This window comes from Thermococcus sp. (assembly GCF_027063845.1).
Lineage (GTDB): Archaea > Methanobacteriota_B > Thermococci > Thermococcales > Thermococcaceae > Thermococcus.
The window spans coordinates 16,993-40,201 of the sequence record NZ_JAMOQU010000042.1 but is presented as its reverse complement, the minus strand read 5'-3'; the positions used below and the strand labels follow the sequence as shown (position 1 = coordinate 40,201).

27 protein-coding genes, 1 tRNA gene and 1 pseudogene are annotated in these 23,209 nt (G+C 54.4%); 10 read left to right on the top strand and 19 right to left on the bottom strand.

Annotated elements, in window-relative coordinates; genetic code table 11:
• The 8 genes and pseudogenes from MVO87_RS03355 to glyA all read right to left on the bottom strand — a co-directional run.
• A pseudogene (locus MVO87_RS03355) lies at nt 1-116 on the bottom strand (peroxiredoxin); the annotation flags it as partial.
• Between the two features lie 213 nt (nt 117-329).
• Complete coding sequence (locus MVO87_RS03350) at nt 330-2,249, bottom strand: molybdopterin-dependent oxidoreductase (protein WP_297515697.1); 1,920 nt, start codon at nt 2,247-2,249, stop codon at nt 330-332.
• 5 nt (nt 2,250-2,254) lie between these two features.
• The gene (locus MVO87_RS03345; RefSeq protein WP_297515694.1) at nt 2,255-2,821 is read right to left on the bottom strand and encodes a DNA replication complex subunit Gins51; all 567 of its coding nucleotides are present in this window, start codon (nt 2,819-2,821) and stop codon (nt 2,255-2,257) included.
• A 30-nt stretch (nt 2,822-2,851) separates the two neighbouring features.
• Nucleotides 2,852-3,601 (bottom strand): DNA polymerase sliding clamp, encoded by a 750-nt coding sequence (locus MVO87_RS03340; protein ID WP_042689803.1) that lies wholly within the window; start codon nt 3,599-3,601, stop codon nt 2,852-2,854.
• 2 nt (nt 3,602-3,603) lie between these two features.
• Nucleotides 3,604-3,765: a hypothetical protein gene (locus MVO87_RS03335; protein ID WP_167914929.1), complete on the bottom strand. Its 162-nt coding sequence runs from the start codon at nt 3,763-3,765 to the stop codon at nt 3,604-3,606.
• Entirely contained in the window at nt 3,762-4,094 is a 333-nt protein-coding gene (locus MVO87_RS03330) for a transcription factor S (protein ID WP_099210765.1), read from the bottom strand. The genes MVO87_RS03335 and MVO87_RS03330 overlap by 4 nt, the downstream gene beginning before the upstream one ends.
• An 87-nt stretch (nt 4,095-4,181) precedes the next feature.
• Nucleotides 4,182-4,616: an immunoglobulin-like domain-containing protein gene (locus MVO87_RS03325; RefSeq protein ID WP_297513389.1), complete on the bottom strand. Its 435-nt coding sequence runs from the start codon at nt 4,614-4,616 to the stop codon at nt 4,182-4,184.
• A 279-nt stretch (nt 4,617-4,895) separates the two neighbouring features.
• Complete coding sequence (gene glyA / locus MVO87_RS03320) at nt 4,896-6,179, bottom strand: serine hydroxymethyltransferase (protein WP_297552173.1); 1,284 nt, start codon at nt 6,177-6,179, stop codon at nt 4,896-4,898.
• Nucleotides 6,180-6,302: 123 nt separating this feature from the next.
• Here glyA and rlmD point away from each other — a divergent pair, with 123 nt between their 5' ends.
• A complete protein-coding gene (gene rlmD, locus MVO87_RS03315; protein WP_297552164.1) occupies nt 6,303-7,565 on the top strand; it encodes a 23S rRNA (uracil(1939)-C(5))-methyltransferase RlmD in 1,263 nt (420 codons plus the stop codon).
• Between the two features lie 40 nt (nt 7,566-7,605).
• Nucleotides 7,606-8,394, top strand: coding sequence for a hypothetical protein (locus tag MVO87_RS03310; RefSeq protein WP_297516462.1), 789 nt, complete (start codon nt 7,606-7,608; stop codon nt 8,392-8,394).
• Between the two features lie 9 nt (nt 8,395-8,403).
• On the opposite strand, the gene MVO87_RS03305 is transcribed toward MVO87_RS03310, so the two are convergent.
• Together MVO87_RS03305 and infB are read right to left on the bottom strand one after the other, a co-directional pair.
• Entirely contained in the window at nt 8,404-8,580 is a 177-nt protein-coding gene (locus tag MVO87_RS03305; protein WP_169730284.1) for a zinc ribbon domain-containing protein, read from the bottom strand.
• 49 nt (nt 8,581-8,629) lie between these two features.
• Nucleotides 8,630-12,058 (bottom strand): intein-containing translation initiation factor aIF-2, encoded by a 3,429-nt coding sequence (infB, locus tag MVO87_RS03300; protein ID WP_297552171.1) that lies wholly within the window; start codon nt 12,056-12,058, stop codon nt 8,630-8,632.
• A 91-nt stretch (nt 12,059-12,149) separates the two neighbouring features.
• Here infB and MVO87_RS03295 point away from each other — a divergent pair, with 91 nt between their 5' ends.
• Together MVO87_RS03295 and MVO87_RS03290 are read left to right on the top strand one after the other, a co-directional pair.
• Entirely contained in the window at nt 12,150-12,650 is a 501-nt protein-coding gene (locus MVO87_RS03295) for a hypothetical protein (RefSeq protein ID WP_297516476.1), read from the top strand.
• A 97-nt stretch (nt 12,651-12,747) separates the two neighbouring features.
• Nucleotides 12,748-13,017, top strand: a complete 270-nt coding sequence (locus MVO87_RS03290; protein WP_297516474.1) for a hypothetical protein — start codon at nt 12,748-12,750, stop codon at nt 13,015-13,017.
• 15 nt (nt 13,018-13,032) lie between these two features.
• Here the strand turns inward: MVO87_RS03290 and ndk are convergent, their stop codons facing one another.
• The 7 genes from ndk to MVO87_RS03255 form a co-directional block, all read right to left on the bottom strand.
• The gene (gene ndk / locus MVO87_RS03285) at nt 13,033-13,557 is read right to left on the bottom strand and encodes a nucleoside-diphosphate kinase (protein ID WP_297516478.1); all 525 of its coding nucleotides are present in this window, start codon (nt 13,555-13,557) and stop codon (nt 13,033-13,035) included.
• A gap of 76 nt (nt 13,558-13,633) precedes the next feature.
• Nucleotides 13,634-13,837, bottom strand: a complete 204-nt coding sequence (locus MVO87_RS03280; protein WP_011250260.1) for a 50S ribosomal protein L24e — start codon at nt 13,835-13,837, stop codon at nt 13,634-13,636.
• A gap of 2 nt (nt 13,838-13,839) precedes the next feature.
• Entirely contained in the window at nt 13,840-14,052 is a 213-nt protein-coding gene (locus tag MVO87_RS03275; protein WP_011250261.1) for a 30S ribosomal protein S28e, read from the bottom strand.
• A 67-nt stretch (nt 14,053-14,119) separates the two neighbouring features.
• Nucleotides 14,120-14,491 carry a 50S ribosomal protein L7Ae gene (gene rpl7ae, locus MVO87_RS03270; RefSeq protein ID WP_042689830.1) on the bottom strand — a complete coding sequence of 124 codons (372 nt, stop codon included), beginning with the start codon at nt 14,489-14,491 and terminating at the stop codon, nt 14,120-14,122.
• 75 nt (nt 14,492-14,566) lie between these two features.
• Nucleotides 14,567-15,748, bottom strand: a complete 1,182-nt coding sequence (locus MVO87_RS03265) for a V4R domain-containing protein (protein ID WP_297552162.1) — start codon at nt 15,746-15,748, stop codon at nt 14,567-14,569.
• A gap of 186 nt (nt 15,749-15,934) precedes the next feature.
• Nucleotides 15,935-16,549, bottom strand: a complete 615-nt coding sequence (locus tag MVO87_RS03260; RefSeq protein ID WP_297512751.1) for an HVO_0476 family zinc finger protein — start codon at nt 16,547-16,549, stop codon at nt 15,935-15,937.
• A 136-nt stretch (nt 16,550-16,685) separates the two neighbouring features.
• Nucleotides 16,686-18,581, bottom strand: a complete 1,896-nt coding sequence (locus MVO87_RS03255; protein WP_297552160.1) for a phosphoadenosine phosphosulfate reductase domain-containing protein — start codon at nt 18,579-18,581, stop codon at nt 16,686-16,688.
• Nucleotides 18,582-18,877: 296 nt separating this feature from the next.
• Here MVO87_RS03255 and MVO87_RS03250 point away from each other — a divergent pair, with 296 nt between their 5' ends.
• The 4 genes from MVO87_RS03250 to MVO87_RS03235 all read left to right on the top strand — a co-directional run bounded on the left by MVO87_RS03250 (nt 18,878) and on the right by MVO87_RS03235 (nt 19,893).
• A complete protein-coding gene (locus MVO87_RS03250) occupies nt 18,878-19,291 on the top strand; it encodes a hypothetical protein (protein WP_297552159.1) in 414 nt (137 codons plus the stop codon).
• A 20-nt stretch (nt 19,292-19,311) separates the two neighbouring features.
• Complete coding sequence (locus tag MVO87_RS03245; protein ID WP_297512428.1) at nt 19,312-19,443, top strand: CGP-CTERM sorting domain-containing protein; 132 nt, start codon at nt 19,312-19,314, stop codon at nt 19,441-19,443.
• Between the two features lie 58 nt (nt 19,444-19,501).
• Nucleotides 19,502-19,578: transfer RNA gene (locus tag MVO87_RS03240), tRNA-Arg, on the top strand.
• A gap of 21 nt (nt 19,579-19,599) precedes the next feature.
• A complete protein-coding gene (locus MVO87_RS03235; protein WP_297512430.1) occupies nt 19,600-19,893 on the top strand; it encodes a MazG nucleotide pyrophosphohydrolase domain-containing protein in 294 nt (97 codons plus the stop codon).
• Nucleotides 19,894-19,896: 3 nt separating this feature from the next.
• On the opposite strand, the gene MVO87_RS03230 is transcribed toward MVO87_RS03235, so the two are convergent.
• Nucleotides 19,897-20,166 carry a type II toxin-antitoxin system RelE family toxin gene (locus MVO87_RS03230; RefSeq protein ID WP_297512433.1) on the bottom strand — a complete coding sequence of 90 codons (270 nt, stop codon included), beginning with the start codon at nt 20,164-20,166 and terminating at the stop codon, nt 19,897-19,899.
• Between the two features lie 6 nt (nt 20,167-20,172).
• The gene (locus tag MVO87_RS03225) at nt 20,173-20,346 is read right to left on the bottom strand and encodes a hypothetical protein (RefSeq protein WP_297512437.1); all 174 of its coding nucleotides are present in this window, start codon (nt 20,344-20,346) and stop codon (nt 20,173-20,175) included.
• 99 nt (nt 20,347-20,445) lie between these two features.
• Here MVO87_RS03225 and MVO87_RS03220 point away from each other — a divergent pair, with 99 nt between their 5' ends.
• Both MVO87_RS03220 and MVO87_RS03215 read left to right on the top strand, forming a co-directional pair.
• On the top strand, nt 20,446-21,864 hold the full coding sequence (locus MVO87_RS03220; RefSeq protein ID WP_297512440.1) for a TldD/PmbA family protein: 1,419 nt from the start codon (nt 20,446-20,448) through the stop codon (nt 21,862-21,864).
• 10 nt (nt 21,865-21,874) lie between these two features.
• Nucleotides 21,875-23,197, top strand: coding sequence for a TldD/PmbA family protein (locus tag MVO87_RS03215; protein ID WP_297552169.1), 1,323 nt, complete (start codon nt 21,875-21,877; stop codon nt 23,195-23,197).
• Nucleotides 23,198-23,209 lie beyond the last annotated feature (12 nt).

Here is a 23,209-nt window from a genome sequence, read left to right as displayed (position 1 = left end):
GGGTGGCTGAAGAGTATGAACCACTTGCCCTTCTCGGCGAAGTAGTCCGGGAGCTTTATCACTCCGTGGGTGGTCTTGACCTCAACCTCTGGGAACTTTTCTCCTATGACGACCATCTTTCATCACCTCTCCTTTTCCTGTGTCGTCTTCACTATAAACCTCATTGGTTCGAATATATAAGCTTTTCGGTTCGTTTTTGGGCAAAAACTTGGCGGATAAACAAAGGCCTTTTAAAGCCAGTGAGGAGAAGTCCAGACCCGCTTAAAAATAGTTGTCATTGTGTAAACTGACACAAATTTCCGTTGTCACAATTAGGGCCATCAAAAGATTCATTCGCCTTTAATCTTCCTAACCTCGACCCACGTTGAATGGTACGCCGAGCCGTTCCCGTAGTCCTCAACGGTCTCATCCGTCGTCAGGAAGTTGGCGTTCCAGCCGAGGAGCCTGACCCAGAATGCCTTGTAGAGCAGGACAACACCACTTGGAACGTCGTCGCTAAACTTTGCTACCGTCCTTATTTTTCCGCGGTCGTTGAAGACCTCGACCGTCTCGCCATCTTCAATGCATCTCTCCTCCGCGTCAACCGGATTGATGTAGAGGCTGGGGTCAACCATTCCGTATGTGTTGTGGTACTGGCTCGTTATTGTCATTCTATAAGTTGGCGTGAGCAGGCGGAGCGGGTACTTTCCTTCAAACTTCCTGTATTCAGGAAACGGACTCAGGCCCCTCTCAACGGCCCTCTGCGAGAAGAACTCGATTTTTCCGCTCGGAGTTTTCCACCTTCTCGGCTTTTCCGGAATTTTGACGAAACCCTTTGCCTTCAGCTCTTCCCAACTCAGCCCGTTGAGTTCAAGAACCTTTTGAATTACTTCCTCGTCGCTCTCGTAGAGGTAGGGATTCTCTATTCCAAGGGCCTTCGCGAGAAGCCTCGTCACCTCACTGTTGCTCCTGCCATACCGCCTCGTGACAGGCTCGTTCAAAGCTACGTAGCGGTGGTAGTAGGAATCCGCTATGTCAAGCCTCTCGAAGAAGGTGTTTGCCGGTAAAACGACGTCCGAGTAGAGGGCAGTGTCGGTGAGAAAGATGTCGTGCGTAACGACGAAGACGTCGCTCTCACTTAAGGCTTTTCTCAGCAGGGTCTGGTTCGGAAGGCTCGTGAGGGGGTTGGAGTTGTAGACGTAAAGGAACTTAATCTCGCCCCGTTCAATGTATTCCGCCAGCTTTATCTGGGGGATTCTCTTTGCCGGCTTCCTCCTCAGGAAGGCGCCTTCTGCGTAGGACTTGTCTATCGTTTTCATGTCGTAAATGAAGCCGAAGCTGTGGCCGACGAGGGCGGGGAGGATTGCTATCGCCCTGACAGCCTCCCCACCAGCAAGGGAGCGCTGGAAGCCGTATCCGATGTGGATTACTCCTCTCTTCTCTGCAAACTCGCGGGCAAAAGTTCCTATCTCTCCAACGCTCAAGCCTGTCTCTTTACTTACATAATCAAGCGATAATGTTTTTACATAATTCTTGAATTCATCAAAACCGTAAACGTTCCCGCGGACGAAGGCCCTATCGTAAAGTCCCTCCTCGATGATGACCTTCGCAACACCCAAAGCCAAAAGAACGTCCGTGTCTGGCCTCACCTGAAAGAACCTGTCGCTTCTCCGGGCCGTTTCTGTCCTGACGACGTCAACCGTCCAGATTTCAAGGCCGTGCCTTTTAGCGAGGGCGAAACCGTGAAGGTTCGTCCAGAAGGCGTTTATCCCCCAGTAGACGATTAGCCGTTGGTTTTTAAGCCCCTCCGGGTCGAGACCGACGGCGGTTCCGTAAACGTCCTTTAGCGCCTCCTGCCCGGCCCTGTCGCAGATTCCGTAGTCGAGCATGGCGGTGTTGAGGTAGTGGAAGAGCCTCAGCGGGAACGCGTAGTTCACAACTCCCCTATCACCTGCGTACTGATAAACGAGAACGCTCTCGCTCCCGTGCTTCTCTATGGTTTCCTTCAGCTTCTTCGCTACGAGGCTTATCGCCTCTTCCCAGCTCGCTTCTCTGAAGGAACCGCTTCCCCTCTCGCCCGTCCTGATGAGGGGCTTTTTCAGCCTGTCCTCCGAGTGGAACCACTTCGGAAGTAGAGCACCCTTGGGACAGAGAAAGCCGGCCGTTATCGGGTGCTCCGGATTGCCCCTAACCCTGAGCCTTCCGTCATTGAGCTCGCTCACCATTGAGCAGGTGTCGTAGCAGTCCCGCATGCAGACGGAGAAGGGCATAGAAATCACGGGGAAATCTTGACCTTGAAGGCAACGTCCCTCTCGACGAGGACCCTTCCTATCTCCTCGGGCAGAACCGCCATGTCCCAGGCCTTGAATGGGCCGTACTCCCTCAGGTCGGGCCCGAGAATCGCTGGAAGCTCGGCGGTGACGATGTAGGCCTCCCGCAGTGGTCTTTTAGTTGGGGTTTCAGCTTCACCAGGCTCAGGTTCGACCTCCAGAAGCTCTTCCCCGACATCTGGAAGCTCCTCGCGCTCGACGAAGGCCCTGAGAATCCTGAAAATCCTCCTCTCCTCGTCGGTCATCTCAGCTATCCTTCCCTCGACGGCGAGGTCAACAATCTTGTGGAGGCGGAGCTTGATTATCTCCTTCATCAGCTCCTCCGCTATCTTGAGCTGGGCTAAGTAAAGTCTCTCCTCGACGCTTTCGCCCCTCTCGCGGGAGCTCTCGGCGCTCAGCTTGAGGGCCTTGATTAGGCTGTCGAACTCCCTGTAAAAGTCGTCGTCTAACTCCGTCAGTTCGACGCTCGAAAGTTCCTGCTCAAGCAGTTCCCTGAGCTTGACGATGTCCATGCCACCACCTCAGAGAAAAGGAAAGGGGAATCACTCCTCGACGCGCGGGGCGAGGAGGAACACGAGCCTTCCTTCGTCCCTAATCATGTACTCCATCTGGAGGGGCATCTCATTGCCGAAGCGGAGGATTACCTCGTCGGCCTTGCCGATGCCCTTTATCATGTCGCTGAGGTAGCTGATTCCGTAGGCGCTCTTGGTTTCTTCCTCGACCTCGAGGTCAAGTAAACCTTCGTCCTCAAGGGTGAGCTTAATCTCGACCTCATTCGTTTCTCCCTCGGCCTTCATGACGAACTCGCTCTCGGTGGCGATGAACTTTATGGCGTCGCTGACGAGGGAGGCATCCTTAACGGCTTCCTTAAGAACCTCGCCGAGGACGACGACCTTAGCTGTGAACGGGAGCTCCGGAAGGTCGAGCTCAAGCTCCTCAACGTCTATGAGCGGAAGGCGGAACGTTCTCTTTGCCGTTCCCTCAAAGGTTATCTCAAGGAAGTTCTCGTCGCCCTTCCTGAGGATGAGAGTGTCCTTGGCCTTTCCGCGCTTGAGTATCTTCTTGAACTGGTCCATGTTGATTCCAACGGTTTCGGGCTCCTCGACCTCGTACTTGGAGAATATGCTCTCAGGGAGGTTGAGGTCTATGAGGACGACCCTGCTCGGGTCCATCGCGCGCATGCTTATGCCTTCCTCGGTGAACTTGAAGGCGGCCTCGTCTATCAGGTTGCTCGCTGTCGCGATAAGGTCGGCAAACTCCTTGGCACCGTCAAAAACGACCTCGAACGGCATCTTCATCCCTCCAGTATTTTAAGCATGAGCCTAACCCTTTCTTTTCCGCGGAATAAATAAGCTTTTCCGTTGTCGGTATCAGGAACTCTGCGGTAGGCTTCCTCAAGCTCCTTCAGGGCCTTCCTCGCGAGCCTTACGAGGGTTTCGCGCTCGAGCTCGTTCACTCGTAGGCCCTCCATACGTAGCCACACTTGGTGCACTTATAGAATATCGTGCTCGGCTCATCGCCGGCCCTCGTCTGCATCTCCCACCAGTAGGCCGTGTCGTTACCGCACTTGGGGCAGGTGACCTTGGTGGTCGGCAAAGTCTTGACATCCTGCTCAATGACGACTATCTCCTCGTCCGGCTTGTGCTCGACCTTCTGCGTTATTCTGGTTTTAGCCCTGTCCTTTTCCTCGTCAAAGGGCTCCTCGTAGCCACAGACACGACAGACCCAGACCTTTTTCTTCCGGTCAGGGAGCATGAGGTTACCGCACTTCGGACAGAACTTCATGAGCATCACCCCTTTAGCCGAGGGTTGGGTATGTGGATGGAGAATAAAAAGTTTTGCCAGAAGAGGCGGTAGGGGATAAATGAAACATCAGCCCTCGATGTAGAACTCGGCACTCACGGTGAGGGTCATTTGGTGAGTTGAAACTTTCTTCACTATCTTATAATGGCCAGATGAGAGCTTCAGCTGGGAGAGGCTGACCTTCTGGGTCCAGCTCTTCCCGGGTTCAAGCTGAACAACCGACTGAATGAACATGAGGTCAACGTTTACCTTGACCCACTCGCCGTTCTCCTCCCGGTAGAGCTCGAAGGGATAGCCAACGGTGACGGTCTCGTTGCCGTTGTTGGTGATTGTCATGAGCATCGTGTCCGTCGTCGAGTAGCGCTCCCTGTCAAGGGAAAGGGTAACAGGGGTGTTGTTATCATGTGAAGCTTCAGCAGAGCCGTTGTGGCCAAGGATTAGATAACCAGCAACCAGTCCGACGATTATTAGAACCGCAAGGACTGCCCTTTTCACGGACACCACCAAGATAAACTCACCACAAGAGCAATTAACGCTTTCGTTCGTTTCAAAGTGATTTGAAGGGGTTTGATTTTAGCCGTGATTTAAGCCCCTTATTCAAACCTCTGATTTTACGCGCACGGTTACGGTGCCTGGTGGGGGTGCGCGGTGAATGAAGGCCAGGCACCGCTGGAAACGCCTTGAGAAGGAAGCTTATAACTTTTTCTTCAAGAAAATCCGAGACCGTTGGAGAATCCTTGGAAGTAAACCAAGGTAAGAATGGAAAAACTGGAGGGAGCCCAATCACTCCCTAAGCGGGAGGCCGTGGTCGAAGGAGTAGTAGACCTTCTGGAACTCGGCGCGGAAGCCGTAGACATCGCGCCTGACCTTGGCCGGGTCCTCCTTGTCGATGAGGACGCGCTTGATGAAGTGAGCAATTTCCTTCATGTCGTCCTCGAACATTCCAACGCGGGTCATCTCCTGGACGCCTATGCGCAGACCGCTCGGCTCGTTGACCTTCTCAAGCGGGTCCCACGGCAGGAGGTTCTTGTTGAGGATTATGCCAGCTTCCTCAAGGAGCGGTGCCGCCCAGCCTCCAGCAGCGGGGTGGAGGTCGCTGACATCAACGATGACCTGGTGGCTTTCGGTGTAGCCCTTGTCCTCGCCGATAACCTTGAAGCCCTCCTCGGCGAGGGCCTCGGCCAAGGCCTTCGCGTTCTTAACTATCTGCTCCGCATACTTCTCACCGTACTCGAGCATCTCAGCCGCGGTGAGAGTCTTTCCGGCCATGTGGTGGAGGTGGTGGTTGCTAAGAACTCCAGGGAAGATGGCCCACTGAAGCTTGGCTATCTCCTCGGTCTCGCCGAAGCGCTTGTAGATTATGACACCGCCTTGAGGCCCTGGGAAGGTCTTGTGGGTGGAGGCGGTGATTATGTCGGCACCCTCGCGGAGCGGGTCCTGGAACTGCTTTCCGGCAATGAGTCCGAGGACGTGGGCGCCGTCGTACATGACGTAGGCTCCAACTTCCTTGGCAACGGGCGCGAGCTCCTTGACCGGGTGCGGGAACGGGAAGAGCGAGCCACCGAAGACGACTATCTTGGGCTCAAGCTCCCTGATGAGCTTCTCGGCCTTGTCAACGTCAATGTTGAACTCCTCGTTGTCGAAGGGCCAGGTGTGAACCTCAAGCCCGCGCATTCCAGCCGCTCCGAAGGGCATGTGGCTTATGTGGCCACCGTGGCTGGTGTGGAGAACTATCGCCTTGTCTCCGGGCTGGGTGAGGCCGAAGAAGACCGCCTGGTTGGCGTTGGTTCCGGAAATCGGCCTGAGGTCGGCAAAATCACTCTGGAAGAGCTTGGTGAAGAGCTCCACTCCAATCAGCTCGACCTCGTCAACGTACTTACAGCCCTGATAGTACCTCTGCTTCGGCCAGCCCTCGGCGTACTTGTGCATGAAACCGCTCGCGACGGCCCGGGTAACCGTCGGAGAAGTCACGTTTTCGCTCGCTATGAGGTTTATCGTGTGGGCCCTCCAGTGCTCGTGGTCCTCAATAAACCCCAAAACCTTGTCGCGGTATTCACGGTAGCTCATCGCGGACACCTCGGTTGTGCTTCGAACGACGGGGATATAAACCTTACCACACCTGTGCACACGTGCAGAGTTGTGCATTATCGGCTTCGAAGGATTCTTAAGCGACCGGGCAAATCATCCTCCATGGTAAACGGAAGAATAGAAGGGCTCAGCGACGACGGCCTTGGAGTTCTTCAAGCCGGGAGCAAAACCGTTTACGTCCCATTCGCTTACCCCGGCGATTGGGTTAGGGTCAAATCAACGAGAAGGCGCTTCGGCAGGTTGATTGCGAGGGACTTTGAGCTTCTGAAGCCTTCCTCCCTGAGGATTCTTCCGGGATGCAGGCACTTCGGGAAGTGCGGCGGCTGTCTCTGGCAGGGGCTGAAGTACAAGGCCCAGCTTGAACTCAAGGCTGAACTCTTCGAGCGAATCACCGGAATAAGGGCCGAAATTAAGGGCTCACCCAAAATCTGGGGCTTTCGCAACGTGAGCAACTTCATCGTGACGACCAACGACGCTGGCCTCAAGGAGTACGGAAACCCCCTTGGCGTTGTGAACCTTTCGGAGTGTCCCGTCTTCTCGAAGAAAACCCCTGAATACCTGCGCGCCCTCCGCGACTTTCTGGCGGAAACGGGGCTTGGGCCGTGGAGCCTGAAACGGAAAACCGGAGATGTTCACTACCTCCAGGTCAGGGAGGGCAAGTTCACTGGAGAGGCCATGGTAAACCTCATAGCTCATCGCAGGCCTTCCGAAGAAACGGCCGAAGCTTTTAGGGACTACTTCTCTTTCGCGGACTCACTCTACTGGAGCCTCAAAACCGATGACAGGGACGACCCGCGCGGAGAACCCCTGCACGTTGCGGGGAGCCAGTTCATAAGGGAGCGGATTGATGACGTGGTGTATCTCATACATCCCAACAGCTTTTTTCAGACCAACAGCTACGCCCTTAAGCTCCTCCTCAGGGCCATTGAGGACTTCGCCGACGGCGAAAGGGTTCTCGACCTATACTCGGGCGTCGGTACCTTCGGCGTTTACCTCGCCAAGAGGGGCTTTGCCGTTGAGGGAGTCGAGATTAACCCCTTTGCGGTCGAGATGGCCAAGGAAAACGCCGAGCTGAACGGAGTAAACGCCCAATTCCGCGTTGGGAGGGCTGAGGAGACCCCGATAGGTGATTACGATACCGTGATAGTTGGCCCACCGAGGAGGGGGCTGAAGGAAGCCGGGGAACTGCTGGTGAAAAGTGGGGCTGAAAGGATTGTTTACGTCTCCTGTAACCCAAAGGCGTTCAGGCTCGACTACGAGAACCACCTGAAAAAAGCTTACCGCGTGGAAGAAGCGGTTCTCGTGGACATGTTCTCGCACACGCCTCACGTCGAGGCGATTGTTGAACTCACCCGGAGACGTTAGGTTTTTAAATCCCCTTTTGTACTAACAACGGTGGGATTCTATGGTTTTTGGTGGGAGGAAAAAGTTAAAATTCATAAGCGGAATCCATCACGGGAGTCACCTTGACACCGTCTGCACCCCCCAGAGGGCGGGGTTGAATCTTATCGAGGATGCCGTTCTCGGAAAGTACCCGGCCAGGAGCGTTGAGTTCGAGAAGAAGAAGCTTCTCAGAAAGGAAAAGCTCTCCTATGAAGTTGTGGATGTTTCCCTAGTCCATGGTCTGGTCCTCAGAGTCGTAAAGCGCGACATGGAACCGGTCACAGCTTTTCCTGTTCTTGAGGGGATAACGGTTGAGTTCGAGGTTAAAGAAGTCCTCGAGTGGAAGAAGTGGCCCGAAGCTAACGTCTCGGGGGCGGTTTTAAACGAATACTCTCCCGCAGTTACCTTCTATGCAACCGACTACATCGAAAGGAAGAAAGCCTATCTAAACTCGGAGAAGCTCAACGTTAAGCTGGCCTTCTTTGTGTACAAGGGGACGGCGGAGGAACTCAAGAGGGAAACCACGAAACTGCCCGACGGTAAAGAGGTCGTCATTGACCTCAACGAGGCCGAGATACTTCTCCCAGCGGCGGTAAGCGTTCAGGGAGCTTTTATAGACGACTACGTCATGACCGCTCATGTCCTTGAGCTTGAGGAAGTTGAAACGCCCTGCGGGGCCGGCTACATGATGCTCCTCAGCAACGAGCCCCTCGGAAAGGTTAGAGCGTTCGCGCTGAAGGAGAACCTGAAGGGAGAAATTGAGAAGGGAACGAGCCTAAAACTTGTGGGCTGGCTTCAGGGCGGGCTTTGATTTTGCTTTTCAATCGAAGTCCCAGATAGTCCTTCCTTCGTAGAACAGCATCACGTAACCGCAGTTTTTGCATATCACAATCTTGACCTTATGGGCGGTGAAGCCCCACTTGCTGTCGAGCTTTCCCTCCTCAACCTGGAAGTCCGTTCCCCCACACAGCGGGCACTTAAGCCGTCTGCCCTCCATCGTGTTCACCACGGATGATGGGAAAGAAGAATATAAAAGTCTGTCGGAATCAAACCGCCCTCCAGAAGGGGTCCTCCTTGGCCTTGACCTTTGCGGTCATCTTGAGGGCCCTCAGGTCGCTCTCATCGAGCTCGTTCTTGAGCTGTTTGAGAAGTATTATGACGTCGTTCTTGGTGAGGTCAACGTAGAGTGTTTCGCCAGGGTGGATGTGCCTACCAACTATTGCTCCCTCAATCGCTATGGCAACAGCGTCCCCCTTCTTGGCCTCCTGAACGAAGTCGTTCTTGTTCTTGATGGACTTGATGACGCCGACTTTCTCGCCAGTTTCCTTGATGAGGGTTACCCCCGGCCTTATCCTGCCCTCAAGCACCTCGACACCTACTATTGCCGGCTTGCTCCTCCTGAATACGTAGCGCTCGTCCGGGTAGAGCCTTATGACTCCCGGGAAGGTGACGTTCTTGAGTAGCTCGCGCTTCTTCTTCTCCTCTTCCGCCTTGACCCAGGCCTCGTAGTCCTCTATGAGCTTGTAGATGATGTTCCCGACGAAAATCGGCACTCCCTTGGCCTTCGCGACCTCTTCTGCATCTTCGTTGACCTTGACGTTAAAGCCGAGGACGACGCCGTACTTCGGCTCCTCCTCGCGGACGCTCAAAGCTTCCATGACGTCGGTCTTGCTGATGTTTCCAACGTCGGCCTTCCTTATCGGAATGCCCTTCTCCTGGAGCTCCTTGCTCAGGGCCTCAAGGCTTCCGAGGGTGTCGGCCTTGACGATGACGCCTATTTTACCAGTGCTTATGACGACGCTCTGTATCTGGTTCAGGATTTCCTGCTTGGCTTTTTCGATTTCCTCCTCGCTCCTCGCGGCGATTACCGGTGAACCGGCCAGGGCCTCTTCGAGACCAGAGGCGGCTATCTTGACACCGGCAGCGGCCGTAACTTCATCAACCTGGTCGAAGCGGAAGCGCGGGTCGCGAATCTCGTCGAGGGGCTTCGGCTTGAGCAGGGCGCGGATTTTGGTGACGATGGCTTTGTCTTTTCCGCCGACCACGATTGTGTCATCCTTCCTCAGCGTTCCGTCGTAGATGATAACGTCTATCGTTGTTCCAAGGCCGAGCTCTTCCCTGACCTCGAGGATTGTTCCGCGCGCTGGCCCCTCGACCTCTATCTTGAGCTTCTGCTCGAGGTACTTCTGGCTGAGACCAGCAATGAGAACGAGAAGCTCGGGAATGCCTATGCCGTATTTGGCGGAGATTGGAACTATCGCCAGCTCTCTGGTAAAGTCCTGAACGCGGTCGAAACGGTTCGCCTGGAAGCCGAGCTCGTAGAACTTACCGATGAGCTCCCAGAGCTTGGTTTCGAGCTCCTGAACGGCCCTCTGGTCCTGCTTCTTGATGTTGACCAAAAACGGCTCGTCCTCCTCGACAACCCAGCCCTTTATCCTGTCTATCTTGTTGGCGGCAACTATGAAGGGTGTTCTGTAACGCCTCAGTATCTCAATGCTCTCTATCGTCTGGGGCTGAAAGCCCTCGTTGATGTCAACGACAAGAACGGCCAAATCAGCTAAGCTACCTCCTCTCGCGCGCAAACTCGTAAACGCCTCGTGGCCGGGCGTGTCTATGAAGAGCAGGCCGGGGAGCTTTATCTCGCCCTTCCAGAGCTTTATGAGCGGTCCGGCGAGCTGTTTGACGACGTCAATCGGAACCTCCGTCGCTCCGATGTGCTGGGTTATTCCGCCCGCTTCCTTGCCGGCGACGTTTGTTTTCCTTATCCGGTCAAGGAGCGTCGTGTTGTGGACGAGTATTCCATTGGCGACGAAGTTGTGGGTCTCGGTGGTGAGGTCGTAGACGTAGCCGTCGTAGTCGAACTCTTCTATCTCTTCAACGGGGATGAAAACGAAGTTCTCGACGAGGTTGCGGACATAGGCGACGTCGCTTGAATCGAACTCCCTGTTGCGCCAGACCTCAAGAAGCTCCTTTCCGAGTTCTGTGAGCTTTCCGTCCTTTATCAGGCCGTCCTTTTCGAGGGCGAGAAGATAGTTGTGGTCCCGGGACTTGCCCTCAAGCACCGCGAGCTTCCTTGCGAGCGATGGGGAGCCCCTCTCGATTGCATCGAGAATCCTCATCAGGGTCTCGTAGCTCGGCGCCTCGCTCGACTCGTACTTTGAGTAGAACGGAACGAAGGAGTTAAGTTCGGTTCTCGTGAACCCAAACAGGAGCCTGAGGCGCTTGAGCTCCTCGAATATTGGGTAAGTTTCACTCTTCTTGCTCTTTCCTATCACCTTTTCAAGGCGTTCGGCCTTCTCCTTCACAGTAAACCCGATGAACCGCCTGAACGCCTCAAGGTTCCTCCTGCCGGAAATCACGAGGGTTGTGTATTCCGAACGGTAGAGCTTTGAAACTATGCCAAACCTGAGAAGGACGAGTGAAAGTCCCTCAAGAAACTCCCTGGACGCGCTCGTCACTTCGATTCTGACGTCCTTGAGGCTTACGTGTCCGTCGGCATCGAAGTATCCCCTGAGGAACTCGGCAACGTATTCCCTCGGTGCGACGAAGAGAACGTTCGGAACCTTTATGCTCTTGGCCTTCTGCCTCTCTGGATAGTCGAAGAGAGCACGGATAAGCCTTATCAGGGCGTTCTTTCCCTTCCTGATTTCAATCTCCCACGAGGTTCTTCTCCTCACCCTGATGAGCTCGACCCCAAGGGCTTCCACTGCCTTGAGCCTTTCAAACACCTCAACGTCGTTGTTGGCTATCTTCTCCTGGCTCCCGTCGCCAAACATAACGCCGGCGAAGTAGAAGAGAGCCTTCCATTCATCGTCCGTCTTCGGGAGCCTGATGTAGTGGACTGGCTTGCCGGAGCGGTGAATTCTCGGTGTGAACGCTATTCTCTCAACTTTCTCCCAGAGACCTTCAAGGTCCTCGGCGCGGAAGACGTTGGAGCGGACTTTGTACTCCTTTTCTCCTTTGAACCTGTCCCTAATCTCGTTGAGAACGTCTTTCTCAAGCTTCACTATGAGCTCCGGAGTTGAGAGCTTTCTTCTCACAAAGCGCTCAAAGACCTCTTTACTCTCGTTGGCATGGATGAACCTCGGAACCGCGACGTAGTCGCCGGGCCTGAGCTGGTCCGCCCGTTTCCATCCCATAGTAGTGAGGAACGGATGTTCTGGAGTTACCGAAACGCTGTGCCAGTTCTTCAGTCTGACCCTCACCATCTTGCCCCTGTGCCTGAGGCGCCACACGTGGGTTCCCGTATGTAGAGAAACTCTTGCGTCTCCCCCTGCGGACGTTATCGGGAATGAAAGCTCTCTGATTTCCTTTTCATTGTCGCGCTCAACAACCCTCTTTCCCATCCTGAAGAGCTCTTCGAGCGTTATCCTTCCAAGGTCTGGGACGACGACTGTCTCGCTCGGGAGCAGGCACTTGCCGTGGTCAACGTGACCGAGAACCGCTATGATGGGCTGTCTAATCCTCTTTGCCATCTTCATCACCTGAGCATAACTCCGGCGTGGGTTTTTAAAGGGTTCGGGGCAATGATTAAAAACCCTAGTGGTAACCACCGACGGTGGTGGCATGATAGCGCTCGCACTCGGCCTGATTGTTGGCCTTGGGCTCGCGTTCCTGCTTGGAAAGGTGAAGGGCAGAAGCTACGAGCTGACGATGGCCCTCTACACTCCTCTGTTCGTCTACATAATCGCCGACGGCCTTTCAATGCAGGGGAGAGGAAACATATTCGTGAGCACGCCGCTCGGCGACTTTCAGCCAGGAGAACTTGCGGGAGTCCAAACGTTCCTTGCGCTCATTCTGGCTATTATCTACACTGGCTTCCGAGGAAAGAGAGCCCTCACCGTTGATGAGTTTCCGAGCGTCTCACTTTTGACGTGGATACTAATCGCCTTTGGAATTGGGTTGACCGCCAGTGAAAGCCAAGTACTGCTCATCTTGGGCCTTGCGCTTTATATCCTACTCGGGGCACTATCCCGGAGAAACCTCCCTCAGGTGGCTCAGGGCAACCCCATGTCAGGGAGAACTTGCCGACATCGCCGGTTCCCACGGTCTCTCGTGTCTAACTGATGAAGATGGTCTCACTATATATCGGGTTGAGAACACCCTGGTCGTCGGCGGAAGACTCCCACGGGAGTTTCCCCAGTGGAAGGACGTGGTGAAATGTATGACTGACCTTAGAACCGGCCGGACGCTCCGTGTCATATCTTACCTCGTCCCGCTGGCACTTCCTTTCATCGGGTTTTTAATGGGTCCGGGAGACATTACTGCGCTGGTTCTTGCGATGCTCGCGGTTTTGCTTTACTTTGGCCTGCTGGTAATCTCTGTCAGGGAGACGAGGTCGGCAATGGAACGGGAATGCGAGGAGGCCGTTGAGGAATACGCCAAGTTTGTCCGGGAGAGAAAGAGGGAAAAGAGGGAGTTCGTTATCGGTTAATCTTTCTTTTCTCATTTATCTCTCAAGGCAGTCCATCGTGTCGAGGTACTCCTTCCTTGCCCTCGCGTGGGTGTGGTAGAACCAGTCCGCCGCTTTGCAGTAGCTGTAGAGCTCCTCCGGCTTGAAGTAGAGGTTTATCTCCCTCTCGGCGCTCTCAGGGCTGTCTGAGGCGTGGATGACGTTGTAAATCGCATCGCCGACGTCGAGGCCGTAGTCGCCCCTTATGCTTCCAGGCTCAGCGTCCTTCGGGTCGGTGGCACCGGCCATCTTCCTGACGACGCTTATGGCGTAGCGCCCTTCAACTACCATCACGACGCTCGGGGCCTTGGTGATGTAGTCTATCAGAGCCTCGAAGAAGGGCTTGCCCTTGTGCTCCTCATAGTGCTTTTCAGCGAGCTCGCGGTCAATCCATATCATCTTCATTCCGACGATTTTAAGGCCCCTCTTCTCAAAACGGCTTATGATTTCGCCCATAAGACCCCTAACAACGGCGTCCGGCTTCAGAATAACGAGGGTTCTTTCGACCTTGCTCTCGGCCATCGGCAACACCGATTATAGAATGGGGCGCGCGGTTAATAGGTTTTTTGGAGTGGAAAGGGGATTGAAAAGAAAGAAATCACTTCCTCTTGGCCCTCTGAAGCCTGGCCTCCTGGAAGGCCTTGGTCCACTTGAGCTTCCTCGGGTTCCTGCCCATGAAGTAGTACTTCTCGCACTTGCTGGAGCAGAAGAAGAGCACTCTGCCGTCGTTCCTGACGAACATTTTTCCAGTTCCCGGCTCGAACTCCCTTCCGCAGTAGGAGCAGACGTTCCAGCGGGCCATTTTCAACGCCTCCTCCTGATTTCTCTCGCCTCACGCTCGGTCTCCCTGAGGATGACTATGTCGCCGACGCGAACGGGACCCTTAACGTTCCTCCTGATGACGCGACCCTTGTCGCGTCCCTCGAGGATTCTGACCTTGACCTGAGTAACGCCACCGGTGACGCCGGTTCTTCCAACGATTTCGATAACCTCGGCGGGGTAGCCTTCGTCGCTCATACCTCACACCTCGTAAAGACTCGCGGGATGAACCTTAAACCTTTCGTGATAAGGAAGGAAAAGGAGCTCACTTCATGAGCTCCCTAACCTTCGTGGCAATCTCCTCAACGAGCTCGCGGGCCTTTCCGGGCTCGATGATGGCGACGCTCGCGGCCGGAACCTCGATTCCAGCGGCGGCGCCGAGTTCCTTCTTGCTCGGAACGTAGATGTACGGAATCTCCTTCTCCTCACAGAGCGGCGGAAGGTGGGCAACTATCTCCTCGGGGTCAACGTCCTCGGCAATTATAACGAGCTTGGCCTGGCCCCTCTCGACGGCCTTGGTGGTCTCGTTGGTGCCCTTCCTTATCCTTCCGGTGTCGCGAGCAATCTCGACGGCCTCAAGGGCCTTCTCGGCAAGCTCCTGGGGAACCTCAAACTTCACGTAGCTCGGCTTCGCCATCTTTCATCCCTCCGAAACCTCATCGTTCATCCAGTTTTGCGAGGGGAGTTTGGACGAGAATTTAAAAGGGTTTCGCTATCTCACCTTCCTCAAAACGAACTCGCAGTGCTCTGCCCCCATCGCCTCGCACTTGGTCTCTTCTCCCTCCCAGCGCTCTCCCGTGAATTCTGTGAGGAACTGGGCAAGCGAGCCGGCGTAGTTGGGGTGGAACGGATAGGGATAACCTTTTCCGCTCGGGAACAGGTTTGTGCCCCTAATTATTATCACGGAATCCGAGAGCTCAACGAGCTCAAGTTTTCCGCCTCCACTGGCAATCGTGAACTTGAAAATATCTTCCAGGGCTTCTTCTATGCTAGTGTTATGCCTCTTCGAGTACTCGCCATAACCAATAAACTGCTTCTTGCCCCAAGTGTAGAGGAGTTCTTTCCCTTTTTCGGGTCCGAGGAAGTCGTAAACGGTTTCTATAAGGCTCCTCTCTGTTGATTCTTCGGTTATTTGAACTCTCACATCCTTGAGCCATATGGCCCCGTTCTCATCGGCCCTGAGCTGAGCCTTCAACCCCTCAAGGCTCTGGTAGTGCTCTTTCGTTGGACTGATACCATTCCGGGTTCTCACGTAGGCGAACTTTGGCTCAACGACACGAAGGGGCTGGAGGGAGCGTTTCACCTCCACTACTCCCTTAGAAACCTCAACAACGTAGTCAAAGGGAATTAATATTGCGGCTAGGTCTGATTTTTCGAACACATCAGAACAGACCGCGACAAAAGTCGTCTTTCCGAGGGACTTGACAGAATTAACGAGCCTCACAATGGCTTTTATGTAAATCTTCGGACTGGACTGAAGGGTGTACTGGGAGGTAACATCGTCTATGACCAGAATATCGTACTCGTCTCCCTGAAGGGCCCCCCTTATGATTGCTGTCGTTATGCCTAAATCCAGCGGGTTTGGAAGGACGTTCCGCCCTCCCTGAATGCCCTGGCCGTAGAGGTTCGAGTAGCCGTCCAGTATCGTCAGAGAGTTGTTGAGAAACGGCTCGTAGTCTATACCGTGATTTCTAAGCTCCTTGAGAAGCGTGGACGGCGGCTGTCTGAAGTCAACCACTAGAACCCGCTTGCCGGCTTTGAGAGCCTCAAGGACCGCCTGATGCATTAGGATGACGTTATCGTACTCTATTGAGCCTACGAAGGCAACGCTTGAGCCCTCCTCAACACCACCCCCCAGGATGTCGTCAAGCTGTCTCACTCCCAGCGATAGCATTTTATCACCTCTGGAGCCTCTGCAGGCCTTCTTATAACCTTTGCGTGTAGTACGATGCACATTAGAAAAGACGCGTAAAGGTTCAGAATAAACCCAAAAAGGAAGCAAACGGGACGATATCAGTAGCGGCCAAGCTCATCATCCCTGGGGTCAGAAAATAAAGAAACTCATCACGGCATCACGCGGTTAACCGTTCTCCCTATCGTATCCCCTGTAAATCTCAAGACTCCTCCTTGCCCTCGCCCTCGGGATGTGGTGGCCCATCAGGGCAACGATTTTATCGGCCTGGGCCTTCCCGTGATGGAGCATCTTCCTCTCGGTCTTGATCTTCTCAATCCTGAAGGTGTAGCCCCCGACTTCAACGACTTCTCCGACCGCAAACTCCTCTTCCCTCGGAACCTTGACGCGGAACGACTGCGTGATTCCTTTGGGCATATAGATGGAGACCTTGATAACCTTCGGATAGGTCAGGCTCTCGCCCCAGAGCGTCACTATCTCGCCGACCTTCGCCTTGTTCACCCTCTTTCCGCCTTCCAGCTCGATTCCGGTAATCCTTACCTCGTCCTCCTCGGTCTCGACGATGTCGCCGACTCTAATCTCCTCGCCTTCGGGAAGCTCCGCCTCGCTCTTAAAGCTCCTCTCGTGCTTGCTCACTATGAGCGGAACTCTGACCAGCTTTGGAAGCGTCACGTGCCAGACGTTGCCGCACTCGTTACAGCGAAGGGTAAGCTCCCTCCCGCGCTCCTTGATGACCTCAACGTCATCGCTACCGCACTCGGGACAGATGAAGTACTCCTCCATGTCTCTCACCAGAGGGGGAGAATGGCGGGGGGCTTATAAAGGTTCTTTAAATGGCCAACCAAACTTTACCAAATTCTGCAAAAATTGTAAAGTCGAGTTTACCAAAACCTAAGGAAGGAAGCAAGAACAGGCCAGCTCAAAGCTGGCTCCCTTCCTCCGGGTTCTTAATCTTCAACAGCGGGCAGACCTCCATGCACTCCCTGCAGTGAGTACAGCGGTTCCAGTCGACGACTATCTTCTTGCTCTTCTCGTCTATGCTCAAAGCTTCCTCCGGGCACTTGCCGACACAGACGCCACAGCCGACGCACTCGTAGGCCCTTTTGACGAGGTAGTAGGCGCTGACCGCTTCCATCTCATCCGGAGCTTTGGCCATCCTCGTCTCAGTGAAGAACTCGACCTCGCCGGCCCTTACGACGTCCCCTTCAACGCTCACCTCGCCGAGTATCGGCGCTACCTGCAGGAGGCGCTTCTTGTTGAGAACCGTGTTGAACTCCAGCTCGTAGCCTCCACCGGTCTCCTCAATTTTGACCTTAACCGGCTCCCACGAGCGCTCCTCAGGAATATCGACGCCGAGTTTTCCCGCTATGGCCTTCTCACCCTTGCTGAGCTTCTTCCAGCGCCAGAAGCCGTAGGTAATCCACTCCTCCGGAAGACCGAAGCGCTTCCTCCAGTGCTCCAGAGCTTTTCTCCACTTCTCCCAGAGCTCGGGCTTTTCCCTCTTGAGCCTCTCGAATTCAGCTAATGAAGCGCTTGGGCAGAGGAAACAGCCTATCCTGTCAAAGCCCCTCTCATAGAGCGGATTGTAGGGCAGTTTCCTGCTGAAGATGTAGAGCCAGACCTCTATAGCGCGCCAGTGGAATATCGGCGACGCACCTATCTCGTTTGGCACCCACTCGTTCCTCCACACGCGAGGTTGCTTAAAGCGTTTTATGCTCTCGTACTTCCTCTGGCCGACGAACATGAGGACTCCTTTCGGGTAGTTCTCCTTTATCGCCAGAGTTATCGGACCGAGCTTCGTGACCTTACAGCACCAGCGGTAGTCACGACCGGGCGGTGAGAAAACGTAGAGCGCCCTCCAGAAGGCGTCTCCTGCGTCCGCAACGACGAACTTTATACCCTTCGGCTCGAGCTCCTTCCTCAGCTTCTCCACGTACTCCACAGTCTCGGGAAACTCTATTCCCGTGTTGTTGAAGAACACAGTAAAATCGCTCCCGAACTCTTCCAGAGCCAGCCCGAGAACCGCTAAACTGTCCTTTCCGCCTGAGAAAGCTACGGCAACGGGAAGGTCCGAGTATTTGCTGGCAACCCTCCGCATGAACTCCCGACTTTTCATGACCTTCTCCTCGAGCGCTATCGAATTGGCTCTCAGAACGTCCTCCATCGTCGCCTTTCTTCCCTCGCGGTAGTTGACGCTTTTCTGTCTCTTGGGCTTGACCCCCGTTCCGCGCTCGCCCCTGATTAGAGCCTCGTAGTCCTTCTTCGCTATCCCGGTCGCGAAGACCTCGCCGTCCTCAGAGACGAGGATTACGTCGTCGTTGACCCTTATGCTCGGGTCAGCTTCCAAGACGCCAACTGCCAAAAGGTTAGCACCGTTCTTTATTGGCTCGACGGCGCCTTTATCGACTATAACCCACTTCCTCATCTTCTTTCCAAAGCGCTTCCAGAGCGCTATGGCGCCTTCAACCTTCAAACCGGCCCTCCAGCGGAGCTCAACCGGGTCGAACTTGACGTAGCCGAAGACGTAGCCGTCAACTATGATTTCGTAGGCCTCGTCCTCGCTCGGGAGCTTGTTGAGGAGGACGACCTTTCCGTCGAGGACTTCGCCGATGTCAACGCCAAAGTGCTCCGCGAAGACCGATTTTATGAACTCTAAGTCCTTCTCAAAGGCGAACCTCAAATCGCCGGGAGGAGTTATGTTCAGCCTGAAGACGCCCTCCTTTCCATGAACGGCACAGCTATCGCCTATGAGCGGGACGTTGCATTTCTCGCACCAGTTTATGTACGCCTTTCCGAGGAAGACTGGCCTTCCCATGCTCTCACCTGAGCCTGAGAGGGTGAGGGGGTTTATAAACCCGGTGGCGTCCTAAGTTTTATATCTTTGTAAAACTACGGACTGTGTGGGAAAATAAAGTTCTACACTTTCAATGAAGGAACATTCAAAGACTTATTAATCCCACGCTTTAACTGCCAAGATATTAACGCCAAATTGTGTCTATTAAGGATATTTTAGAACTAAAAATGTGACAGTAAGATTTAAGAAGGTCCATAATTACGAGGAATAGCAGACATGGAGGTGAGCACATAAAAAGGAGCATTGGGGTAGCGCTCGTGTTGCTGGTTCTCGCGAGCGCACTTGCGGTGTCAAATCCCGTTGGAGTACAGAGTGTTCAGGGAGATAAGCTTAGAATAGTACAGCTCGCTGCCCAGGGTAGTCTCTTCATGGGTGTCTTCAACCCGTCCCCGAGCGGAATGACCGACGTTTACACCCACCGCATCTGGCACTTCCTCAACGACCCCGCCGTTGTTACAGGTTCAGACGTTCAGTATCACAGCTACAGGTGCCAGCTTGTTGACGTTAAGTACAACGTTCAGGTTCCAAGCGGTGCCGTGGTTTGGAACGGAACCCAGAAGAAGTGGGTTTCACCCAATACCGGAAAAATAGCCAAGAGTGCCGTTACTTGTAAGTCGACCCTTCCGTGGGAGCTTTACAACGTTATGAGCGAGATTCAAGCCAGCATCTGAAGAAAAGCAGACTTCAACCGGTGAATCAGAGACCCCCAGGAGAGCAGACCAGCACTCCAACCTCAACCACTAAGGAGAAGGGCGGAATCTGCGGACCGGCCGCGATAGTTGGACTTGCCCTAGTACCGCTCCTCCTCGGAAGGAGGCGCTAAGTTTTCTTTTCATTCCCACCGCAACTTTTATAAAACTGCCCCGGCACCTTAGGAGCGAGGGCCCGTAGCCTAGCAGGATAGGGCGCCGGCCTTCTAAGCCGGAGGTCGCGGGTTCGAATCCCGCCGGGCCCGCCAGAACTCTTTTCGGTGGTGACTATGGAGCTCAAGGAATTCCAGAGTATGATTCGGGAGATTTACTTCCACAAGGACTCAAAGAGGGGAGTGGAGAAAACCTTCCTCTGGTTCGTTGAAGAAGTTGGAGAGCTGAGCGAGGCTATAAGGAAGAACGACCGCGAGGCTATGGAGGAGGAGTTCGCCGACGTCTTAGCTTGGCTCGCGAGCTTAGCCAATCTACTCGGCGTGGATTTGGAGGAGGCCGCGAAGAAAAAATATCCTGGCGTCTGCCCCTACTGCGGGAAAAAGCCGTGCGAATGCGAGGAGAAGTTCTGATTTTCATCCATAAACGTTCTTCCTCTTCCCAAATTTGATGACGAGAATGAGCAGTTTCTTCCGCTGAAGTTCGTAGATTACCCTGTACTCGCCCAGACGAACCCTGAATGTGTTCTCCCTTCCCTTGAGCTTCTTAACGTCGAACTTTTCAGAAGGGATGGGGTTATATTTGAGTTCTTCAACGAGTTCTTCAAATTTCCGTTTTATGTGTTCGGAAGCGTTTTTAGTCTTTTTATGACGTTTCGGAGGAGGAGAACACTGTAAACCATCCAAAGCACCTCAAAGACCGAGCTCCTTCTTAGCCTCTTCCCAGGAAATCCCGTCTTCAAGAGTCTCTTTGGAGAGCCTCTCAAGCTCTTTGAGTTCCACCTCGCCAACTTCCTCTTCCTCGAGCTTCTTTGTTTTCAGATGTACCTCTTTGCTCATCTCCACCTCCCATGCTTCTATCGTCATGGGTGCTTAAACTTTCCCTTCCTTTCGACCGTCATCTGAACGAAAAGACTTTTATACTCTTCCGTGAACTATTCTATGCAGTAATCCGAGGTGATGTGCATGGAGCTTTTGGAGTTCGCGGTCGAAAAGGCCCTTGAGCTTGGCGCTTCCTACGCCGAAGCCCGCTACGAGGAGAAGAGCGGGACGCACTTGGCAATGAAGAACGGTTCTCCCGAGGGAATGGATATCGAGGCCGACAAGGGCATTGGAATAAGGGTTCTCGCCAATGGCGGAATGGGATTCGCGAGCACGAACGTTTTAACTCGGGAAAGCGTTGCCGAGGCCGTTAAGAGGGCCGTCAAGCTGGCGAAGGCGGCTTCACAGGTTAGGAACGAGCCGATTGAGTTCAGCGAGGAGGACTTCCACCGCGTTTCCTACAAGGTCAAGATGAAGAAGGACTTCAGGGACATTTCCCCTGAAGAGAAGCTCGAAATCCTCAGGAAAATCGAGGAGGAGGTTAAGGCAACTGGAATAAACGTGCCGATGCGCTATTTAATGTACTCCGACCAGCTCTGGAAGAAGGTCTTCGTCAACAGCGAAGGCGCTTATGTAAAGAGCAAAATCCCGCGCGTTTCCGTTGTCTACAACCTCGTCGTCTTCGAGAACGGTCAGATGGAGCAGGCGCCCTTCGTCCAGAGGGCATTCTCGGGCGGTTTCGAGCTAATCGAGAAGGACGAGCCCTGGAACTGGGCGGTGAGGGACGTCAAAGCCCTGAAGAGACTCATAACCGAGGGCAGGAAGCCACCCGAAGGCAGGGTTGACCTCGTCATAAGCCCCGAGGTCGCTGGCATAGCGGTTCACGAGAGCGTTGGACATCCGTACGAGTCCGACAGGATTTTTGGCAGGGAGGCGGCTCAGGCAGGAGAGAGCTTCGTCAAGCCCGACATGCTCGGCGAGAGAATCGGGAGCGAGGTCGTTACTGTCGTAGATGACCCGACGATTCCGAACAGCTGGGGCTTCTACCTCTACGATGACGAGGGCGTTAAGGCTCGCCCGAGGTACCTCATAAGGAACGGAATCATAAATGAGTTTCTGACCAACAGGGAGTACGCGGCAAAGCTCGGGGGGCGCTCGAACGCGGCCGCGAGGGCGATAAACTACAACCGCGAGCCGATAGTGAGGATGGCCAACACCTACCTCGCGCCAGGCGATTACTCCTTCGAGGAGCTGATTGAGGACATAAAGCTCGGCGTCTACATGGTGTCCTTCAACGAGTGGAACATAGACGACAGGCGCTACCAGCAGAGGTACATCGGCAGGGAGGCCTACCTCATCGAGAACGGCGAGATAAAGCACCCAGTCAGGAGGCCAATCCTTGAGATAACCACCAGAGCCCTTTGGAGCAGTGTTGACGCGGTCGGCAAGGACGTCGAGTTCTACCCAGGAACCTGTGGGAAGGGCGAACCCGGACAGGGCGTTCCCGTCTGGATGGGTGGAGCGCACGCGAGGCTTAGGGACATACCGCTGAGGAGGCCGTGAGGTGGTGGCGATGTTCGAGCTTAACGAATTCATCCTGAAGAAGGCCGAAGAGCTCGGCTTCGGCGACGTCGTCGTCCTGAGCTATGAAACCAACCGCAGACAAGTCCGCTTCGCCAACAACGAGATAACGGTCGCCAAGCACTGGCATGAGAGGAAGGTTGAACTCTTCGTCGAGAAGGAGAAAAGGATAGCGAGCACAACGGTAACCGAGCTGAGCGAGGAAAACGTCGAGCGGGTTTTGAAGACCCTCAAGAAGAACATCGAGAACCTCTCACCCAAGGAGGACTACTACGGAATAGCCCAAGGCCCGTTCAAATACAAAGACATCCCCGAGACCTTCGATAAGGCTATCGTCGAACTCGATGAGCCAAACGACTACGTGGAGACTGCCATAAACTCCGCCCTGAGTGAAGGTGCCAAGCGCGTAGCAGGGGTTCTCTACACCGACCACAACAGGCTTTACCTGACCACGAGCAACGGGGTTGAGGCCTTCGACGAGGGGACGGGGATAGAGATAAGCGTCAGGGCCTTCGTGGGCGACCTTGAGAGCGGACACGGCACCTGCTCCGCGAGGGTTCTGAAGAAGTTCGACCCCGAATTGGCCGGAAGGAAGGCTGGAGAGATTGCCCACATGGCTCGCAATCCTGTTCAGGGGCCCGAGGGAAGGTTCGACGTCATCTTCGACCCGCTCGCCTTCGCGAACCTGCTCAGCTACATGGGCTTCATGCTCTCAGCTTACGCGGCCGAGGCGGGCTTCTCGTTCCTGGCCGGAAAGCTGGGCCAGAAGGTCGCGAGCGAGTTGGTGACGCTCAAGGACGTTGGAAACCTGCCCAACGGCTATGGAAGCAGGAAGTTCGACGACGAGGGCGTTCCGACGAGGGAAACCACCGTCATAGAGAACGGGACATTCAAGACGTTCCTCCTCAACACGAGCCTCGCCAAAAAGTACGGAACCGAGACAACTGCCAACGCCGGCTTGATAATGCCGAGACCCTGGAACATCGTCCTTGAGCCAGGCGACTACTCCAAGTCCGAGCTCTTCGGCGAGGTTAAGCGGGGCATCTACATCACCAACGTTTGGTACACCAGATTCCAGAACTACGTGACAGGTGACTTCTCGACGATACCGCGCGACGGAATCTTCCTGATTGAGAGCGGCGAGTTCAAGCCGATAAGGAACATCCGCGTCAGCGACAACCTCGGGAGGATTTTGAGCAACGTAGTTGCTATAAGCAACGAGCCGTTCCAGGTGCACTGGTGGGAGGTTTCGAGGCCCGTCATCACGCCCTACGTTCTCGTGAAGGACGTGGGAATAACGAGGGCGACGAAGTGATTCTCTTTATCC

Excerpts from the sequence above, each read along its gene's own strand:
- MVO87_RS03350 (WP_297515697.1), bottom strand. The coding sequence starts at position 2,249 with ATGCCCTTCTCCGTCTGCATGCGGGACTGCTACGACACCTGCTCAATG.
- rlmD (WP_297552164.1), top strand. The coding sequence starts at position 6,303 with ATGGTAAACGGAAGAATAGAAGGGCTCAGCGACGACGGCCTTGGAGTT.
- MVO87_RS03275 (WP_011250261.1), bottom strand. The coding sequence starts at position 14,052 with ATGAGCGACGAAGGCTACCCCGCCGAGGTTATCGAAATCGTTGGAAGA.
- MVO87_RS03305 (WP_169730284.1), bottom strand. The coding sequence starts at position 8,580 with ATGGAGGGCAGACGGCTTAAGTGCCCGCTGTGTGGGGGAACGGACTTC.
- MVO87_RS03220 (WP_297512440.1), top strand. The coding sequence starts at position 20,446 with ATGGAGCTTTTGGAGTTCGCGGTCGAAAAGGCCCTTGAGCTTGGCGCT.
- infB (WP_297552171.1), bottom strand. The coding sequence starts at position 12,058 with ATGGCAAAGAGGATTAGACAGCCCATCATAGCGGTTCTCGGTCACGTT.
- MVO87_RS03345 (WP_297515694.1), bottom strand. The coding sequence starts at position 2,821 with ATGGACATCGTCAAGCTCAGGGAACTGCTTGAGCAGGAACTTTCGAGC.
- MVO87_RS03215 (WP_297552169.1), top strand. The coding sequence starts at position 21,875 with ATGTTCGAGCTTAACGAATTCATCCTGAAGAAGGCCGAAGAGCTCGGC.
- MVO87_RS03310 (WP_297516462.1), top strand. The coding sequence starts at position 7,606 with ATGGTTTTTGGTGGGAGGAAAAAGTTAAAATTCATAAGCGGAATCCAT.
- glyA (WP_297552173.1), bottom strand. The coding sequence starts at position 6,179 with ATGAGCTACCGTGAATACCGCGACAAGGTTTTGGGGTTTATTGAGGAC.
- MVO87_RS03265 (WP_297552162.1), bottom strand. The coding sequence starts at position 15,748 with ATGCTATCGCTGGGAGTGAGACAGCTTGACGACATCCTGGGGGGTGGT.
- MVO87_RS03235 (WP_297512430.1), top strand. The coding sequence starts at position 19,600 with ATGGAGCTCAAGGAATTCCAGAGTATGATTCGGGAGATTTACTTCCAC.
- rpl7ae (WP_042689830.1), bottom strand. The coding sequence starts at position 14,491 with ATGGCGAAGCCGAGCTACGTGAAGTTTGAGGTTCCCCAGGAGCTTGCC.
- MVO87_RS03225 (WP_297512437.1), bottom strand. The coding sequence starts at position 20,346 with ATGACGATAGAAGCATGGGAGGTGGAGATGAGCAAAGAGGTACATCTG.
- ndk (WP_297516478.1), bottom strand. The coding sequence starts at position 13,557 with ATGGCCGAGAGCAAGGTCGAAAGAACCCTCGTTATTCTGAAGCCGGAC.
- MVO87_RS03280 (WP_011250260.1), bottom strand. The coding sequence starts at position 13,837 with ATGGCCCGCTGGAACGTCTGCTCCTACTGCGGAAGGGAGTTCGAGCCG.
- MVO87_RS03290 (WP_297516474.1), top strand. The coding sequence starts at position 12,748 with ATGACTGACCTTAGAACCGGCCGGACGCTCCGTGTCATATCTTACCTC.
- MVO87_RS03330 (WP_099210765.1), bottom strand. The coding sequence starts at position 4,094 with ATGAAGTTCTGTCCGAAGTGCGGTAACCTCATGCTCCCTGACCGGAAG.
- MVO87_RS03260 (WP_297512751.1), bottom strand. The coding sequence starts at position 16,549 with ATGGAGGAGTACTTCATCTGTCCCGAGTGCGGTAGCGATGACGTTGAG.
- MVO87_RS03340 (WP_042689803.1), bottom strand. The coding sequence starts at position 3,601 with ATGCCGTTCGAGGTCGTTTTTGACGGTGCCAAGGAGTTTGCCGACCTT.
- MVO87_RS03255 (WP_297552160.1), bottom strand. The coding sequence starts at position 18,581 with ATGGGAAGGCCAGTCTTCCTCGGAAAGGCGTACATAAACTGGTGCGAG.
- MVO87_RS03295 (WP_297516476.1), top strand. The coding sequence starts at position 12,150 with ATGATAGCGCTCGCACTCGGCCTGATTGTTGGCCTTGGGCTCGCGTTC.